The sequence below is a fragment of the Streptomyces sp. NK15101 genome (genome assembly GCF_020400725.1).
Lineage (GTDB): Bacteria > Actinomycetota > Actinomycetes > Streptomycetales > Streptomycetaceae > Streptomyces.
Genome location: NZ_JAINVG010000001.1, coordinates 110932 through 127418 on the forward strand (window position 1 = coordinate 110932; position 16487 = coordinate 127418).

15 protein-coding genes and 1 riboswitch are annotated in these 16487 nt (G+C 72.3%); of the genes, 4 read left to right on the forward strand and 11 right to left on the reverse strand.

What is annotated here, in order from left to right:
* Window positions 1-91 precede the first annotated feature (91 nt).
* Window positions 92-1375, forward strand: coding sequence for a glycosyltransferase 87 family protein (locus K7G60_RS00530; RefSeq protein WP_374115557.1), 1284 nt, complete (start codon window positions 92-94; stop codon window positions 1373-1375).
* Here the strand turns inward: K7G60_RS00530 and K7G60_RS00535 are convergent.
* The gene (locus K7G60_RS00535; protein ID WP_225798735.1) at window positions 1336-2673 is read right to left on the reverse strand and encodes an MATE family efflux transporter; all 1338 of its coding nucleotides are present in this window, start codon (window positions 2671-2673) and stop codon (window positions 1336-1338) included. The two genes, K7G60_RS00530 and K7G60_RS00535, sit on opposite strands and share 40 nt — an antisense overlap.
* A 102-nt stretch (window positions 2674-2775) precedes the next feature.
* On the opposite strand from K7G60_RS00535, the gene K7G60_RS00540 reads away from it, so the two are divergent.
* Entirely contained in the window at window positions 2776-3333 is a 558-nt protein-coding gene (locus K7G60_RS00540) for a PadR family transcriptional regulator (protein ID WP_225798736.1), read from the forward strand.
* On the opposite strand, the gene K7G60_RS00545 is transcribed toward K7G60_RS00540, so the two are convergent.
* From K7G60_RS00545 to K7G60_RS00565, 5 genes are all read right to left on the reverse strand, one after another.
* Window positions 3330-4544 (reverse strand): hypothetical protein, encoded by a 1215-nt coding sequence (locus K7G60_RS00545; protein ID WP_225798737.1) that lies wholly within the window; start codon window positions 4542-4544, stop codon window positions 3330-3332. The two genes, K7G60_RS00540 and K7G60_RS00545, sit on opposite strands and share 4 nt — an antisense overlap.
* 24 nt (window positions 4545-4568) lie before the next feature.
* Window positions 4569-5600: an NlpC/P60 family protein gene (locus K7G60_RS00550; protein ID WP_374115556.1), complete on the reverse strand. Its 1032-nt coding sequence runs from the start codon at window positions 5598-5600 to the stop codon at window positions 4569-4571.
* 195 nt (window positions 5601-5795) lie between these two features.
* A complete protein-coding gene (locus tag K7G60_RS00555) occupies window positions 5796-6830 on the reverse strand; it encodes an NlpC/P60 family protein (RefSeq protein WP_225798739.1) in 1035 nt (344 codons plus the stop codon).
* A gap of 256 nt (window positions 6831-7086) precedes the next feature.
* On the reverse strand, window positions 7087-8451 hold the full coding sequence (locus K7G60_RS00560) for an NYN domain-containing protein (protein ID WP_225798740.1): 1365 nt from the start codon (window positions 8449-8451) through the stop codon (window positions 7087-7089).
* A 33-nt stretch (window positions 8452-8484) separates the two neighbouring features.
* The gene (locus K7G60_RS00565) at window positions 8485-8727 is read right to left on the reverse strand and encodes a hypothetical protein (protein ID WP_055644001.1); all 243 of its coding nucleotides are present in this window, start codon (window positions 8725-8727) and stop codon (window positions 8485-8487) included.
* Window positions 8728-8887: 160 nt separating this feature from the next.
* Between K7G60_RS00565 and K7G60_RS00570 the strand changes: the two genes are divergently transcribed.
* Together K7G60_RS00570 and K7G60_RS00575 are read left to right on the forward strand one after the other, a co-directional pair.
* The gene (locus K7G60_RS00570; RefSeq protein ID WP_225798741.1) at window positions 8888-9622 is read left to right on the forward strand and encodes a rhomboid family intramembrane serine protease; all 735 of its coding nucleotides are present in this window, start codon (window positions 8888-8890) and stop codon (window positions 9620-9622) included.
* Window positions 9619-9900 carry an Lrp/AsnC family transcriptional regulator gene (locus K7G60_RS00575; RefSeq protein ID WP_017238849.1) on the forward strand — a complete coding sequence of 94 codons (282 nt, stop codon included), beginning with the start codon at window positions 9619-9621 and terminating at the stop codon, window positions 9898-9900. The genes K7G60_RS00570 and K7G60_RS00575 overlap by 4 nt, the downstream gene beginning before the upstream one ends.
* Before the next feature lie 73 nt (window positions 9901-9973).
* Here the strand turns inward: K7G60_RS00575 and K7G60_RS00580 are convergent, their stop codons facing one another.
* The 5 genes from K7G60_RS00580 to K7G60_RS00600 form a co-directional block, all read right to left on the reverse strand.
* Entirely contained in the window at window positions 9974-11386 is a 1413-nt protein-coding gene (locus tag K7G60_RS00580; RefSeq protein ID WP_225798742.1) for an aminotransferase class V-fold PLP-dependent enzyme, read from the reverse strand.
* Between the two features lie 185 nt (window positions 11387-11571).
* Window positions 11572-11688: riboswitch (SAM riboswitch) on the reverse strand.
* 87 nt (window positions 11689-11775) lie between these two features.
* On the reverse strand, window positions 11776-12840 hold the full coding sequence (gene trpD, locus K7G60_RS00585; protein WP_225798743.1) for an anthranilate phosphoribosyltransferase: 1065 nt from the start codon (window positions 12838-12840) through the stop codon (window positions 11776-11778).
* A 133-nt stretch (window positions 12841-12973) separates the two neighbouring features.
* Window positions 12974-14599, reverse strand: a complete 1626-nt coding sequence (locus K7G60_RS00590; protein WP_225798744.1) for a cytochrome bc complex cytochrome b subunit — start codon at window positions 14597-14599, stop codon at window positions 12974-12976.
* Window positions 14596-15648 (reverse strand): ubiquinol-cytochrome c reductase iron-sulfur subunit, encoded by a 1053-nt coding sequence (locus tag K7G60_RS00595; RefSeq protein ID WP_225798745.1) that lies wholly within the window; start codon window positions 15646-15648, stop codon window positions 14596-14598. The genes K7G60_RS00590 and K7G60_RS00595 overlap by 4 nt, the downstream gene beginning before the upstream one ends.
* Complete coding sequence (locus K7G60_RS00600; RefSeq protein ID WP_225798746.1) at window positions 15645-16454, reverse strand: c-type cytochrome; 810 nt, start codon at window positions 16452-16454, stop codon at window positions 15645-15647. The genes K7G60_RS00595 and K7G60_RS00600 overlap by 4 nt, the downstream gene beginning before the upstream one ends.
* Window positions 16455-16487 lie beyond the last annotated feature (33 nt).

Sequence of the window (16487 nt, forward strand, 5' to 3'; positions counted from 1 at the left end):
CACCACCCGGCAACACGCCTGCCCCGCCACCGCGGGCCGACAGGACCACGACCGCCCCGCCACCGCGGGCCGACAGGAGAAGGACGCGACAGTGACGACGGGTGCGGCGGGGAACGGGTCACGCACGGGTCTGCGGCTTCCGCTCGGCCTCTGGGGTCTGTCCCGGGCCCTCCTGCTGCTCTGCGTCTTCAAGATCGTGGTGATCCCCGGACCGGACATCACCTTCGACGTCTCGAACATCTACCAGGGCTGGTACGAGGTCCTGCGGACGGGCACGTACCCGCTGGACGACGTCACCTGGCAGTACCCGCCGGCCGCCGCCTTCGCGATCCTCGCCCCCGGGCTGCTGCCGTTCCTCGGCTACGCGACCGCCTTCTTCGTCCTCGCCTTCCTCTGCGACGCGCTCGTCTTCGGGCTGCTCCTCCACACGGGCCGCCGCTCCGGCCGGTCCTCGCGGGGTGCCTGGTTCTGGCTGGCGGGCGTCGCGCTGCTCGGCCCGACGGCGTACGCGCGGTACGACGTGATGGTCACCGCCGTCGCGGTGGCGGGGCTGCTCGCGGCGGGCCGCAGCCCGCGCGTGCTCGGCGCGCTCGCCGGTTTCGGCGCGGTCCTGAAGGTGTGGCCGGTACTGCTGCTCGCCGGCACCCCGAAGGGGCGGGCGACCCTGCGCTCCTGGTCGACGGCGGTGGGCGCGGCGGCCGCGGTGCTCGCGTTCTGCCTGGTGTGGATGCCGGGGGCGCTGGCCTTCCTCGGCTTCCAGCGCGACCGGGGCACGGAGGTCGAGTCGCTGGGCGCGATGGTCTTCCACGTCGCCCGGCACTTCGGCTGGGACGGCGAGGCGAGGATGAACTACGGCTCGATCGAGTTCCTCGGTCCGTACGTGTCCACGGTCTCGACGGCCGCCCTGGTCCTCACCATAGCCGCGTTCGGCTGGCTGCTCGTGTGGCGGCTGCGGGCCCGCCGCTTCGTCTCGTCGACGGTGGCGGACGCGGCCTTCGTCGCGGTGCTGCTGTTCACGACGACGAGCCGGGTGCTCTCCCCCCAGTACATGCTGTGGCTGGTGGGTCTGGCAGCGGTGTGCCTCGCCTACCGGTCGAGCCGGATGCGGCTGCCCGCGCACCTGGTGCTCGCGGCGACGGCGGTGACGCAGTTCGAGTTCCCGGTGTGGTTCTCGCACGTGACGCGGAGCGATCCGCTGGGCATGGCGGTGCTGTTCGGCCGGAACGGTCTGCTGATCGCCGCCACCGTCATCGCCTGCCGGATCCTGTGGCGGCACACGGTGACGGAGCCGCGTCTCGCGGCGGCCGCGGCCGGCAGGATCCCCGCGCAGGCGACTCAGCCGGAGCGCGAGAAGGCCCTGTCCGGCTCGCGCTGAGACCCCCGGGGGACGGCGAGGACACGGCGGTGCAGCAGGCCCAGGGCCGCGCACTGGGCCCCCATGGCAAGGGCCATGGCCAGGCAGATCCCGCCGAGACCGGCGCCTGAGAGGGCGTACGCGAGCGGAAGCTGGACGAGGACGCCCGCGACCGTGATCCGGGCGAGGCGCGGGCTCGCCCCCGTGCCCTCGAAGACCCCGGCGAGGGCGATGTATCCGGCCATGAGCAGCAGGTAGGGGCCGAGGCAGCGCAGGAAGAGCGCGCCCGCCGCCACCACCTCGGGCTCGGCGCCGAAGGCCCGCATGACGGGTCCCGCACCGAGGAACAGCAGCCCGGCGGCGCCCGCGCCGAGGGCTCCGCCGAGGAGGAGGGCCTGCCGGCCGACGGCCCGGCGCTCGTCCAGGCCCGAGCCGAGGAGGTGGGCGCTGTGGATGGCGGCGGCCTGCCGGACGGCGTAGAAGGCCATGGTCGCCACGTACATGGCCTTGGTGGCGATGCCGTAGGCGGCGATCTCGGTGACGCCGAGCCGGGCGACGACGGAGACGAGGGCGAGGGCTCCGGCCATCCGGACCACGAAGTCGACGGACATGGGCAGTCCGGTGGCGGCGGTGCGGCGCAGCGCGGCGCCGGTGGGCAGGGCCGCCCGGGCCGCCCGCGCGGCCCTGAGGAGCGGGTCGCGGCGCAGGGCGAGGAGGCCCGCGGCGAGGGCGACGCTCCGGCCGGTGACGGTGGCGAGGGCGGCGCCCGGCACGCCGTGGGCGTGGATGAGCAGCGGGTCGAGGACGAGGATCAGCCCGTTGGCGAGGAAGGCGAGTCGCATGGGGGTGCGGGTGTCGCCGGCGCCCTTGAGGACCCCGTCGAGCACGTTCGTGGCGAAGAAGACGGCCGTGCCGGGGAGCGAGATCGCGAAGTAGGCGACGGCCAGGGCGTGGGCGGGGTGGCCGGAGCCGCCGAGCAGGAGGGCGGCGAGCGGCTCGCGCAGCAGGTAGCCGCCGAGGGCGACGGGCGGCACGAGCAGGGCGCAGAGGGCGGTGCCGCCGCGGACGGCGGCGCGGACGGCGCCGGGGTCGTCGGCGCCGCGGGCGCGGGCGACGAGGACGGTGGTGCCGGAGCCGGCCATGAGGACGACGCCGAGGAGGAGGTTCTCGACGTTGCCGGCGAGGGCGACGGCGGCGACGGCGTCCCCGCCGAGGCGGGCGACCCAGACCATGTTGATGACGCCGGCGGCGACTCCGGCGAGGAGTTCGAGGTAGACCGGGCGGGCGAGCCGGACGAGCGTGCGGCGGTGCGAGGACATGCGAAGGAATCCCCCCTCTTTCCGATGTACCTCGAATAGAGGTACCTCGAAAAGAGGTAGCATGAGAAGCTGTATCCCGACAAGCGCGAGGGAGGGGTGCCGGTGCTGGAGCTGTCGATCCTGGGCTTCCTGTACGAGAAGCCGCTGCACGGCTACGAGCTGAAGGAGCGCATCCAGGGCCTGAGCGGCCACGTCCGCCCGGTCAGCGACGGCGCCCTCTACCCCGCCATCACCCGCCTGGTGAAGAACGGCCTGGTCGACAGCCGTACGGAGCCGGGCGCGAGCGCGGCCCCGCGCCGGACGCTCTCGCTCACCCCCGAGGGCCGCCGAGAGCTCCTCGCCCGGCTGCGCACCCCCAAGGACGCCGAGATCACCGACGGCCAGCGCTGGTTCACCCTGCTCGCCTTCCTGGGACACCTCCCCGACCGGGCGGACCAGGCGGCCGTCCTCCGCCGCCGCCAGGAGTTCCTGCTCGCCCCGGCCAGCTTCTTCTACGAGGACGGGACCGCGGTCAGCGTCGAGCGGGAGCCCGACCTCTTCCGGCGGGGAATGCTGCGGATCGCCCGCGCGACGGGCACCGAGGAGAAGGCCTGGCTCGCGGAGACCCTGGAGCTGCTGGAGGGCCGGGCCCCGGGGCCCGCCGGCGGGATCGGGCCCTAGCCCAGCCGTTCGGTCAGATACGCGCGCCAGTCGGCGGTGAAGTCCTCCGGCGTGGTGTCCAGGACCTCCCGGAGCGCCTTCTCCACCGCGCCCTCCCGGGCCGGGTGCGCGCCCACCGCCCGGTAGAACGCGGTCAGCCTCTCCTCGCCCCAGCGGTCCGCGATCAGCTCGCAGGCCAGCCAGCCGCCCTCGTAGGCCCGGGCCATGCCCTCCGCGTCGCCGCCGAAGGTGAAGGCCCCGTCGTCGGGGAGCTCCGCCGGGAGCTCGCCGGCCCGGACCGCGCGGCGCAGCTCGGGGGCGGCCTGGGCGGCGGTGCGGCCGGTGCCCCGGTAGGCGACCCAGTCGGCGAAGCCCTCGGAGAGCCAGACGGGAGTGGCCGCGGTGGTCTGGGCGCGGGTCGCGACATGGGTGGTCTCGTGGGTGAGGACCATCTGCCGGCCGAAGGCGCCGAGCACCGCGTACGCGTCCGGGTTCACGATCACCCGGTCCGCGGGCGCCGTCGGGCCGCCGTCCGCCCGGCCGGTCGTGACGGCCGCGATGCCCCGGTAGGAGGCGGCCGGTCCGCCGAGGAGCCGGCCCATCGCCTCGATCGAGGCGGGGACGAGGACCACGACCCGGCCCGCCCAGTTCCCGTGCCAGGCGTCCCCGACCGCGGGCACCGCCCGGTCCGCCGCCGCGGCGATCTCCCGCAGCCGCTCCGGGCTCTGCCCCACCCCCAGGACGAGGCTGCGCCGGCCGGTCACGGCCGTGACCTCGCCCTGCTGCCACAGCTGCTGCGGGGCGCCGTCGGCGGCGCGGTCGCCGGTCACGTACCAGCGGCCGTCCCGCTCGGCGAGGTCGAGGACCCGCTCGGTGGTGGCGGGCCCGGAGTCGTAGCCCTCGATCCGGTAGCCGAGCTCGGCCCTGGCGGTGGCCCGGCCCTCGCCGGCCCGGTCGAGGCCGGTGACCCGGTACGTCCAGCCGCCCAGCGGGATCTTCGCGAGCCGGTCGAACTCGGTGCGCGCGGCCGGCGCGAGCGCGGGGTCGAGGGCGGCGAGATAGCCGGCCTCGTCGCGGTCGAGCAGCGCCCGCGCGTGCCGGTCGAGCAGGCCCTGGATCTCCCCGGTCGCCGGTCCTGCGGGCTCGGGGGCCGCGCACCCGGCGAGGGCGAGCACCGCGGCCAGCAGACCCGCCGCCGCGCCCCGCACCACTCCGCTCCGCAGACCCGCCACGCCCCCGATCGTACGGGGACGCCGTCAGACCCGGGTGACCGTCACGTGCGACATCATGTTCACCGGGTCGTAGCGGACCCGGGCGCCCGGGTACGGGGCGTGGATGACCTGGCCGTTGCCGGCGTAGATCGCCACGTGGCTGGCGTCGCCGCGGTACGTGACGAGGTCGCCGGGCTGCGCCTGCGAGAGCGGCACCTGCCGGCCCGCGTACCGCTGCGCCGAGGAGGTGCGCGGCAGACTGATCCCGGCCTGCCGGTACGACCAGACCATCAGGCCCGAGCAGTCGAAGGCCGAGGGGCCGGTCGCCCCCCACACGTACGGCTTGCCGATCGCGCTGCGGGCGGCGATCACCGCCGCGGCGGCCCGCGAGGGGCCGAGGTCGGCGAGCGGCGGCAGCTCCGCGGCGGGCCCCTCGGCCGGTCCCCCGGCACGCTCCCCGGTGCGGGAGGCCCGGTCGTAGTCGGCGCGCTGCTCGACGGTGAGGGAGGCGAGCACCCGGCGGGCCTCGGCCAGCTTCCGCTCGACGGTGCGCTTGTGGCGGGCGACCTCGGCCCGGCTGCGCTCCAGTTCGGCGAGGACCGTGCGGGCCTCGCTCCGCTGCTGGCTCAGGCGGCGCTGCTCGCGCCGGAGTTCGCCGAGCGCGGCGCCCTGCCGGGCGGTGACCCGGTCCAGGGCGGAGGCCCGGTCCAGATAGGTGTCCGGGTCGGAGGAGAGCAGGAGGGCGAGGGCGGGATCGATGCCGCCGGAGCGGTACTGGGCGCCGGCGACCGAGCCGAGCGCGCCCCGCATGCGGTTGATGCGTTCCTGGCCGCGGGCGAGGCTGTCCTGCGCCTGGGAGACCGTCCGGCGCAGCGCGTCCGCCTTCTCGTCCGCCCGGTTGTAGCCCTCGGTGGCCTTCTCGGCCTCCTCGAAGAGGCGGTCGACCGTGGCGCGGGTGGCCGCGGGCGTGGCCCCGGGGTCGGCGCTCGCGGGGACGGCCCCGAGGGACGCCGCCGCGGTGGCCGCGGCGGCGGCGGTGAGGACGGTGACCCTCACGGGTCGGCGGTGGGACGCCACGAATCGCGCTCCGTTCGGCTCGACGCAGACTGGCGCGGCAGACAGTAGCCGCTGATCAGCCCTCGTCCAACGAAGGCGCCGGGCACACAAAGTGACGCCCCGCCGGAGAACACAGGTCACCGGCGGGGCGTCAGGTCAGTGCGCGTCGTGGCGAACCACCCGATTGGGCGGCATGCCGGAGCGGGTCGCGGCGGGTCAGCCGACGCGGACGCCGAACTGGAACGAGCCCAGGGTGTTCATGGACTCGTAGCGGACGTAGGCGCCGGTGTAGGGGGCGTGCAGGACCGTGTTGTTGCCCGCGTACAGGCCCACGTGCGACAGGCCGTTGAAGAAGACCAGGTCGCCCGGCTTGAGCTGGCTGCGGCCGATCTTCACGCCGTCGTTCTGCTGGGTGTACGTGGTGCGGGTGAGGTTGACGCCGGCCTGGGCGTAGGCCCACATGGTCAGGCCCGAGCAGTCGTACGCGTTGGGGCCTTCCATGCCCGAGGCGTACGGCTTGCCGATCTGGGTGGCCGCGGCGGCGAGGGCGGCGGCGCCGCGCTGCGAGGCCGGGACCTCGTTGCCCAGGTTGACGCGCTCGCCGGCGGCGCGGCTGGCGCGCTGCTCCTGCTGCTGCATCCTGGCGCGCTCTTCGGCCGTGAGGGTGTTGAGGAGCTTGCGGGCCTCGGCCAGCTTGCCCTGGAACTTCTTCTTCTTCTCGCCGAGGGTCCTGCGGACGTCCTCGAGGTCGGCCAGCTTCGAGGTGGCCTCGGCCCGCTGCTGGGCGAGGGTGCGCTGCTTGGCCTGGATCGAGGTGAGCACGTCGGCCTGCTGGGCGCTCAGCTGGTCGATCGCGGACGCCTTGTCGAGGTAGGTGTCCGGGTCGGCGGAGAGGAAGAGCTGGAGCGCCGGGTCGATGCCGCCGGAGCGGTACTGGGCGCTGGCGACCGAACCGATCTGGTCGCGCAGGGTGTTGAGCTCCTCCTGGCCGCGGGCCACCTTGTCCTGGAGGTTGCTGATCTCCTTCTGCAGCTTGCCCCGCCGCTCCTCGGCGAGGTTGTACTGCTCCGTGGCCTCCTCGGCCTCGTGGTTCAGCTTGTCGACCTTCGACTTGACCTCGTCGATCTTGGGCTTCGCGGGGGCCGCCTGTGCTCCGGACTGGGCGGAGAGGGCGACGGCGGCGGCCGCTGCCGCGGTGAACACGGTCACACGGGTACGGCTCGGCTGCTTGGGTCGACGGTGGGACGCCACGAAGGCGAGCTCCTTCTTCCTCGAGCCGCCCAACCGGTCAGGGGCAGGCGGTTCCTCCGCTGCCACCCCGGATGGGTGATCAACCGCGCGAAGGTTCGAAGCCCGACCCTAGTGACCAAGTTGTGATCAGTTCAAATCCCGCTGGCAAAAATCTCGCTCACGCACCACTTTATTTACACGCATCGCACGTCCAGTGACGGGCACTTGACGGTACGCCACCCATAATTCGGTCATACCGCCCAGGAGTTGCGATGCCTCACGAGAGGCGCGAAAGCCGCTTGAGCAACAAGGCGGACGCCACCGGCCGCGCCCCCGCCTTCGCGACGCCGTCGGCGACCTCCCGGTCGGTGGAGACCACCACGACCGGCCGCCCCGGCGGCTCCGCCCGGACCAGCTGCCGGATCAACTCGTCCGCCGTGACCCCGGGCTTGGAGAACAGCACCCGCACCCCGCGCGGCGGCGCGAGCAGCACCGGGGCCGCCAGCTCCGCCCCGTCGAAGACACAGGTGACCTCGGCGCCCGAGCGGGCCGCGAGCGCCGAGAGCCCGCCGAGCAGCCGCAGCCGCTGCTTCTCCAGCGGCATCGTCGGATAGCCGGTCTTGGTGACGTTGTAGCCGTCGACGACCAGATGCGCCTGCGGCAGCGCGAGCAGCTGGTCGAGCAGCGCCGGGTCCGTCTCGGAGAGCGCCCGCGCCGCGATGTCCTTCGGGGACATCCGCCCCGGCTCCACCGCGTCCACGGTGTCCGCCGGGTGCACCGAGACGGGCGGCAGCGCGAGTTCGCGGCGCAGCCCCTGGGCCGCGTCGAGGACCGTGTCGAGCAGCAGCCGCAGCCGCATGTCCTCCACCGAGCGGCCCTCGCGGGCGGTCCTGCGGCTCGTCTCCAGGGCGGCCTCGACCTCGCCGAGCCGCGCCCTGAGCCGCCGCGTCTCGCTCTCGGCGGCCGACACCTGCGCCGCCGACTCGGCCCGCACGGTATCGATCTCGCCCTGTGCCCTGCGCAGCGCGGCCTCGCCGCGCTTGACGTCGCTCTGGGCGCTGCGCAGCTTGCGGTGAAGCGATTCCGCTTCCTTGCGGGCGGCCTCCAGGTCGTGCCGGAGCTGCTCGGTCTCGCTCCGGGCGCGGTCCCGGGCGGCGGCGAGCTCCTCGCGCAGCCGTTCCAGCTCGCGCCGGCCGGCCTCGTCGGCCCGCTCGGCGTCGGCCCGCAGGGCCTCCTCGCCGGCGGCGGCCACGAGCTTGACCCAGCCGGGCGGGCGCAGCACATAGGCGGCCGCGGCCACGTCGACGGGGTCGGCGGCCGCGGGCGGGGTGCCGGTCTCCACGGCTCCGGCCAGCTCGGGCTGGCCCTGCTTGAACCGTTCGCCGATCCGCTGCCGGAAGAGCGGGTCGGCGTCGAGCGCGGCGGCCATCGCGTTGCCGGCGAACTTGGCCCGCCGGCTCGCGGTGAAGCGGGCGTACTGCCGCAGGGGGGCGGGCAGCTCCGCGACGGTGAGCCCGCCGAAGGCGTCCGCGACCAGCGCGACGACCCGTCGCCGTACGGCTTCCGGCAATGGGTGGTCGAGCGTCTCGGCAGCGTCACCTGCCGCGCCGGCCGGCTCACCACCGTGCGCGGGCTGCTCCACGATCCGTCACCCCTATGTCGTCCGCGCCGTCCCTCAGGAGGCGGCGCCCGGCCTGTCCACCAGTTCGATCTGGTCCACCGCGTTGCACCAGCGGCAGCGCACCGACTCGATGGTCTCACTCACCACCTGCCGCTCCTCGACCGTCGGATCGCCGGCGAGGTCCAGATGGACGTACTCCACGACCTTGGAGGAGCGGGTCACGTCGAAGCGGGTCAGGTTGCCGCAGAGCGTGCAGCGCCAGCGGGTCTCGTCGGTCGGCAGGGGAACCGTCGTCATCGGTGCCGTCCTTCTTCCTGTTGCGTGGTACCAGGTACGGGAGCCGCGGTGCGCCGTCGAACTGCGGTCGGTGGTGCCCGTAACCCTACGGCCTCCCGGGGAGGACGGGGCACGGCGAGGCGCTCTGTCCACTTCGGCCCCGGTACGCCATGATCTGTCCATGATCGACTGGCGAGGCGGGGCCCTCGGGGCCTGGCGGGGTGTCCGCGGCGGCCCCGCGGTGACGTACGGACTGATCGCCGCCTGCTGCCTCCTCTTCCTGATCAGCCCGGCCGCCGGACTCAGTCCCGCGTACGGCACGGGCGACGGGCTGCTGGCCGCCCAGGGCGCCTACTTCCGCCGCTGGGGCGTGATCCCCGCCGAGCTGACGAACGGCGATCCGCGCGCCCTGCTCACCCCGCTGACCGCGCTCTTCGTCCACGGCAGCTGGCTCCACCTGCTGGGCAACATGCTCTTCCTGTACGTCTTCGGGGCGATGGCCGAGGAGCGCATGGGCCCGGTCGGGTTCTGCCTCTTCTACCTGGGGACCGGCTACGTCGCCCTGTCCGGCTACGCGGTGGTGCACGCGGACAGCGCGCAGACCCTGGTCGGGGCCTCCGGGGCGATCTCGGCGGTGCTCGGGGCCTTCCTCTTCCTCTTCCCCCGCTCCCGCGTCACCAGCCTCTTCCCCTTCCTGTTCTTCCTGCCGCTGCGCTTCCCGGCCTGGATCGTGCTGATCTTCTGGTTCACGCTGCAGTGGCTGGCCGCGCGGGCGGCGGGCGCGGGACCCGGCGTCGCCTATCTGGCCCACGTCGTGGGCTTCTCGGTCGGCTTCCTCTACGCCTGGGGGCGCTTCCGCGGTGGGGATAGAGTGAAGGCCCAAGCCGCGGCGACCGAGGGAGAAAGCCAGCCGTGATCACCGCGATCGTGCTCATCAAGACCAGCGTGGACCGCATCCCCGAGATCGCCGAGTCGATCGCCGCGCTCGACAGCGTCAGCGAGGTCTTCTCGGTCACCGGCACGTACGACCTGATCGCCATGGTCCGGGTGCCGCGCCACGACGACCTGGCGGACGTGATCCCCGGCCGCATCAGCAAGATCCCGGGCGTCGAGGCCACGGACACGCACGTCGCCTTCCGGACGTACTCCCAGCACGACCTGGAGGCGGCCTTCGCCATCGGCCTGGAGTCCTGACGCCCGGCACGCGGCACGACCGAAGGGGGGCCTCCCGACCGGGAGGCCCCCCTTCACCCGTACGAGTGAGCGATCAGCCGCGGTCGGGGACGCAGCGGCCGTCCTCGGTGCGGTACTTCCACTGCGCGCCGTCCCGGACGAGCTCCTTCACCGCGCCGACGAACCGCTCCACGTGCTCGTCCGGCGTACCGGCGCCGAAGCTCACCCGGATGGCGTTCAGGGAGCGCTCCCCCGGGGCCGCCTCGGGCGCACCGCACTCGCCCGGGTCCTGCGGGTCGCTGCCGAGCAGGGTGCGGACCAGCGGATGGGCGCAGAAGAGGCCGTCGCGGACGCCGATGCCGTACTCGGCGGAGAGCGCGGCGGCGAAGTGGGAGCTGTTCCAGCCCTCCACGACGAAGGAGATGACGCCCACGCGGGGCGCGTCGTCGCCGAAGAGCGAGAGCACGCGCACCTCGGGCACCTCGGCCAGACCCTCGCGGACCTTCGCGATCAGGTGCCGCTCGCGGGCGACGAGGGAGTCGAAGCCGGCCTCGGTGAGCGCCTTGCAGGCGGAGGCGATCGAGTAGACGCCGATGACGTTCGGCGAACCGGCTTCATGTCGGGCCGACGTGGTGTGCCACTCCACGTCCACACCACCGTCGGCCCGACGGGCTACCTTGCGGGACGCTCCACCGCCCGCGAGGTAGGGCTCGGAATCCTGTAGCCAGTCGGCGCGGCCGGCGAGGACGCCGGAGCCGAAGGGCGCGTACAGCTTGTGCCCGGAGAAGGCGACCCAGTCCACGTCCAACTCCCGTACGGAGACCGGGTGGTGGGGGGCGAGCTGGGCGGCGTCGAGCACGATCCGGGCACCGTGCGCGTGCGCGGCGGCGGCCAGTTCCCGCACCGGCCACAGCTCGCCGGTGACGTTGGAGGCGCCGGTGACGCAGACCAGGGCCGGACCGTGGGGGTCGCGGTCGGCGAGCGCGCGCTCCAGGGTCTCGACGGCCTGCTGCGGGGTGCGGGGCGCGTCGAGGTAGGTGACGTGGGCGTCGCGCCACGGCAGCAGCGAGGCGTGGTGCTCGGTCTCGAAGACGAAGACCTCGCAGCCGGCCGGGACCACCTGGGCGAGCAGGTTGAGCGAGTCGGTGGTGGAGCGGGTGAAGACGACCTGGTCACCGGGGCGGCAGTCGAGGAACTCGGCGACGGTGGCGCGGCTGTTCTCGAAGAGGTCGGTGGAGAGCTGGGAGAGGTAGCCGGCACCGCGGTGGACGCTGCCGTAGTAGGGGGCGTACGCGGCGACGTCGTCCCAGACCCGCTGGAGGGCCGGCGCGCTGGCCGCGTAGTCGAGGGCCGCGTAGGTCACCTCGCCGCCGGTGACGAGCGGGACGGTCACGTCCTGGCCGAGGACCGGCAGCGGGGCGGCGCAGCAGGGGTCGGCGGACTCGACGGGGGCGGCGGAATCGGCGGCGGCAGCGGTCTCGACGGCGGTGTTCGGGCGTGCGGACATGGCGGTATCTCCCGGCATAAAAGGGGCGCGAAAAGGCGTGAAGGGGCCCGCGGGGCAGCAGCGCGCGAAGGGCCGCGCCACGTACGGGTGGTGAGGGGAAGAGGGGCCGAAAGGGCCCTAACGCATTCGCTTGCTCACGAGACAACGCTCCCTAGAGGACCAAGGACCCCAGGGTGGTGCGCAGGGGTCCGCGCTTGCCGCAGGCTTCTGCTCGTACGGCCTGGTCTTCACCCGGGGCACCCCGCCACGGACGGAGGGTTGCCGGACAGCCGGCCGGGGCCTTGCAGCTGTCACTCATGACCTGTTCCAGAACCTATGCCAGACGATCACGACGCCGCAACCCCGTCCCGGCATCCGGGACGGGGTCGCAATGTGCCGTTCACACGCGCTCAGGCGTTGCTGGCCGCGATCCACCGTTCCAGGGACCGCAGGGCCGCGCCGGAGTCGATCGACTCGGCCGCCTTCGCGATGCCCGCGCCCAGCTGCTCCGCCAGGGTGCCCGTGCCGGGCTCCAGGGCGGTGAGCGCCGCCGCCGCGTTGAGCAGCACCGCGTCCCGCACGGGACCGGTCTCCCCCGCGAGCAGTCGGCGGGCCACGTCGGCGTTGTACGAGGCGTCGGCGCCGCGCAGGGCCTCCAGGGGGACGAGCTCGATGCCGACGTCCCGGGGGTCGAAGCGCTCCTCGGTGACACCGCCGTCCCGGACCACCCAGACCCGGGAGGTGGCGGTGGTCGTCAGCTCGTCCAGGCCGTCGTCGCCGCGGAAGACCAGGGCGGAGTTGCCGCGCTCGGCGAGGACGCCGGCGACGATCGGCGCCATGCGCGGGTCGGCGACGCCGACGGCCTGGGCCTTCACCTTGGCCGGGTTGGTCAGCGGTCCCAGGACGTTGAAGGTGGTCCGGATGCCCAGCTGGCCGCGGGCCGCGGCGACGTGCCGCAGCGAGGGGTGGAACTTCACGGCGAAGCAGATGGTGATGCCGGCTTCCTCGGCGACCTCGGCGACCCGCTGCGGGGTGAGGTTGAGGTTGATGCCGAGCTTCTCCAGGACGTCGGAGGAGCCGGAGGCGGAGGACGCCGCCCGGTTGCCGTGCTTGACGACCTTCGTGCCCGTACCGGCGACCACGATCGACGCCATGGTGGAGATGTTGACGGTCTTGGCGCCGTCGCCGCCGGTGCCGACGATGTCGACGGCGGGGCCGGGCACCTCGATCGTGTTGGCGTGCGCGTACATCGTCCGGACGAGACCGGTGATCTCCTGGACGGTCTCGCCCTTGGCCCGCAGCGCCACCATGAATCCGGCGATCTGCGCGTCGGTCGCCTCACCGCTCATGATCAGGTCCATCGCCCAGGCCGTGTCGTCGGCGGAGAGGTCCTTGCCTTCGAGCAGACCGTTCAGCAGGACGGGCCAGGAGCGGCCCGCCGACGTAGGTCCTCCAGCGGGGGTCGCAGCGCTCATGACGGCTCCTGGTGATCACGTGACGGATACGGTCCCACCCTATCGACCTCCCGGGACGGCAAAGAGCCCCGTCCATCGAATGGACGGGGCCCTCGCCGTGGCGACCTTCAGTCAGGTCAGGTGTTCAGGGTGATCAGTGGTGGCCGTGGCCGCTCTGGATCTCCTTGTACTCCTCGACCGTGGGCTTGGCGATCTGGCTGTCCTCGCCGTAGTAGCCCTTGTTGAGCTTGACCCGGAGCTTCTCCATGCGGCCGATCTTGCGCTCCACGCCGTTCTCGTCGACGGCCGGCGGAAGCTCCGCGGCCTCGTACTGCTCGTGCGCCGTGAGGCGGTGCAGCTCGCCCTGGCTGAGCGGCTCGTGGACCTCGACGAACTCACCGTGCGGCAGGCGCTTGATGATGCCCGACTCGCGGCCGTGCAGCACCTTGTCCTTGTCGCGGCGCTGGAGGCCGAGGCAGATCCGCTTGGTGACGATGAACGCGATGACCGGGCCGACGAAGAAGAAGATCCGCACGAACCAGGTGATGGCGTTCAGCGACAGGTGGAAGTGGGTCGCCCAGATGTCGTTTCCACCACCCACGAGCATGATCATGTACGCGGTGATCCAGGCGACGCCGAAGGCGGTGCGCGTCGGAGCGTTGCGCGGGCGCTGCGCGATGTGGTGCTCGCGCTTGTCGCCGGTGATCCAGGACTCGATGAACGGGTAGACCGCGATGACCGCGAGGACCAGCGGGAAGATCGCCAGCGGGATCATCACGCCGAGGACCAGCGTGTGGCCCCACAGGTTGATCTCCCAGCCCGGCATGACACGGATCAGACCCTCGGCGAAGCCCATGTACCAGTCGGGCTGGGCGCCGGTGGACACCTGGTCCGGGCGGTACGGGCCCATGGCCCAGATCGGGTTGATCGAGGCGATCGCCGCGATGACCGCGATGACGCCGAAGACCAGGAAGAAGAAGCCTCCGGCCTTCGCCATGTACACGGGCAGCAGCGGCATGCCGACGACGTTGTCGTTCGTCCGGCCGGGGCCGGCGAAGTGCGTGTGCTTGTGGACGAACACCAGGATGAGGTGGGCGACCACGAGGCCCAGCATGATGCCGGGGAGCAGCAGCACGTGCGCCGAGTAGAACCGGGCGACGAAGTCGCCGCCGGGGAACTCGCCGCCGAACAGGAACATCGACAGGTACGTGCCGAGGACCGGCACGGACAGGATCGCGCCCTGCATGAAGCGGACACCGGTGCCGGAGAGCAGGTCGTCCGGGAGCGAGTAACCGGTGAAGCCGGTGAACATGCCCAGGAAGAACAGCAGGAAGCCGAACAGCCAGTTGATCTCACGCGGCTTGCGGAACGCGCCGGTGAAGAACACGCGCATCATGTGCACGAACATGCCGGCGAGGAAGATCAGCGCCGCCCAGTGGTGGATCTGCCGGATCAGCAGACCACCGCGCACCTCGAAGGAGATGTGCATGGTCGAGTTGAACGCCTCGGACATCAGCTGTCCCTGGAGCGGGACGTACGGTCCGACGTACTCCACCTCGTTCATCGACGGGTGGAAGAACAGCGTCAGGTAGACGCCCGTCAGGATGATGATGAGGAAGCTGTAGAGGCAGACCTCGCCCAGCATGAAGGACCAGTGGTCCGGGAAGATCTTCCGCATGTTGGCCTTGGCCAGCGTGTAGATCCCCAGGCGGCCGTCGGCCCAGTCCGCGACCCGCTCACCGGCGGGCGCCTTCTTCTGCGTGTTGGTCACGGTGCTCATCCGCGCTCCCAGAATGCCGGACCGACGGGCTCGTCGAAGTCGCCGAGCGCCTCGAGGAAGCCCTTGTCGTTCACGCCGATCCGCAGCTGCGGGAGGGGGTGACCGGCCGGGCCGAAGATGACGCGGGCGCCGTCGGAGAGGTCGAAGGTGGACTGGTGGCACGGGCAGAGCACGTGGTGCGTCTGCTGCTCGTACAGGGAGATCGGGCAGCCGACGTGGGTGCAGATCTTCGAGAACGCGACGATGCCCTGGTGCGACCACTCGAGCTCGCGCTTGTCCTTGATGTCCTCCGGCTGGATCCGGACGATCATCAGGGCGGCCTTGGCGATCTCGGTCTGGAAGTGCTCGTCGTGCTCCGAGAGGCCCTCGGGCATCGCGAAGGTGAGCGAGCCGACCGCGACGTCCTCGGGACGCAGCGGCTCGTGCGTGTTCATGTTGATGAGCTGGAGCCCCTTGGTCCACATGGTGGTCCGGAGCTTCTTCTCGGGCAGCGGGCCCATGTCACGCAGCAGGACGATGCCGGAGAGCGGTACGAGCGACAGCGCGCCGAACATCGTGTTGCGGATGAGCTTGCGGCGGCCCATGCCCGACTCCGCGGCACCGGCCGCGAAGTCCGCCATGACCTTCGCCTTGACCTCGGGCGACGCCGCCATCGGGTGACGCTCGTCGGCGACCTCGACGTCGGACATCAGGGTGCGGGCCCAGTGGACCGCGCCCGCGCCGATGAAGAAGAGGGCGGCGCCGAGGGTCAGACCCAGGGCGAAGTTGAGCGCGGACACCCGGCCGAAGGGCCAGATGTACACGATCTTTTCGACCGGGAAGATCACGTACGAGGCGATGAAGCCGACGGTGGCCAGCATCGACAGCGTGAACATGAAGGCGACCGCGCGCTCGGACCGGCGGGCGGCCCGCTCGTCGATGTCCTGGATGCGGGGCTTGTGGGGCGGGAGGCCCGGGTCGGCGAACGGGTCGTCGGCGACCGTCACCGCGCCGTGCGCGGTGTCCTGCCCTGCCGGCAGGGTCTCTTCTGGAATCTCTTGGCTACTCATGACTTCTTGGCCTTAGCGGTGTGGGCCGCGACCCAGATGGCAACTGCGATCAGCGCGCCCAGACCGAAGATCCAGCCGAACAGACCCTCACTGACGGGGCCGAGGCCGCCGAGCGAGAGACCGCCCGGGTTGTTGGCCTTGTCGCTGTTGACGGCCTGGACGTACGCGATGATGTCCTTCTTCTCCTTCTCCGGCATGGTCGTGTCCGGGAAGGAGGGCATGTTCTGCGGGCCGGTCTGCATGGCCTCGTAGAGGTGCTTCGGGTCCACGCCCTCGAGGCTCGGGGCGTACTTGCCGTAGGTCAGCGCGCCGCCCTCACCGGTGAAGTTGTGGCACTGGGCACAGTTGGTGCGGAACAGCTCGCCACCCTTGGCGATGTCGGCACCGTCAGGGCTGTACTGGCCCTCGGTCGGCTTGATCGGGCCGGCACCGAGGGAGGCGACGTACGCCGCGAGCTGATCGATCTCAGCCTGCGAGTAGATGACCTTCTTCCTCGGGACCTGGGCACCCGGCTGCTGGGCCGGCATGCGGCCCGTGCCGACCTGGAAGTCCACGGCCGCCGAACCCACGCCGACCAGGGACGGGCCGTCAGAGGTGCCCTGACCGCCGGTTCCGTGGCAGCTGGCGCAGCCGACGGAGTAGAGCTTCTTGCCCTCCTCGATGGCGAGGGACTGGGCGGTTTCGTCGGCCTTCGCCGTGCCCGCGGGCGCGAACGCGGCGTACAGCCCCCCAGTGGCCGCCAGCGCGAGAAGTAGGACGACGACCGCCGCCAGCGGATGGCGTCGTCGTGCGGAGAGCTTTTTCACGGATTACCCCGGTGTCAGGATCTTCTGCGTCGA

Bases quoted from the DNA above. Each gene is read 5' to 3' on its own strand.
- K7G60_RS00535 (WP_225798735.1), bottom strand. From the start codon at position 2,673: ATGTCCTCGCACCGCCGCACGCTCGTCCGGCTCGCCCGCCCGGTCTAC.
- K7G60_RS00565 (WP_055644001.1), bottom strand. From the start codon at position 8,727: ATGACGACGGTTCCCCTGCCGACCGACGAGACCCGCTGGCGCTGCACG.
- K7G60_RS00570 (WP_225798741.1), top strand. From the start codon at position 8,888: ATGATCGACTGGCGAGGCGGGGCCCTCGGGGCCTGGCGGGGTGTCCGC.
- K7G60_RS00580 (WP_225798742.1), bottom strand. From the start codon at position 11,386: ATGTCCGCACGCCCGAACACCGCCGTCGAGACCGCTGCCGCCGCCGAT.
- trpD (WP_225798743.1), bottom strand. From the start codon at position 12,840: ATGAGCGCTGCGACCCCCGCTGGAGGACCTACGTCGGCGGGCCGCTCC.
- K7G60_RS00590 (WP_225798744.1), bottom strand. From the start codon at position 14,599: ATGAGCACCGTGACCAACACGCAGAAGAAGGCGCCCGCCGGTGAGCGG.
- K7G60_RS00595 (WP_225798745.1), bottom strand. From the start codon at position 15,648: ATGAGTAGCCAAGAGATTCCAGAAGAGACCCTGCCGGCAGGGCAGGAC.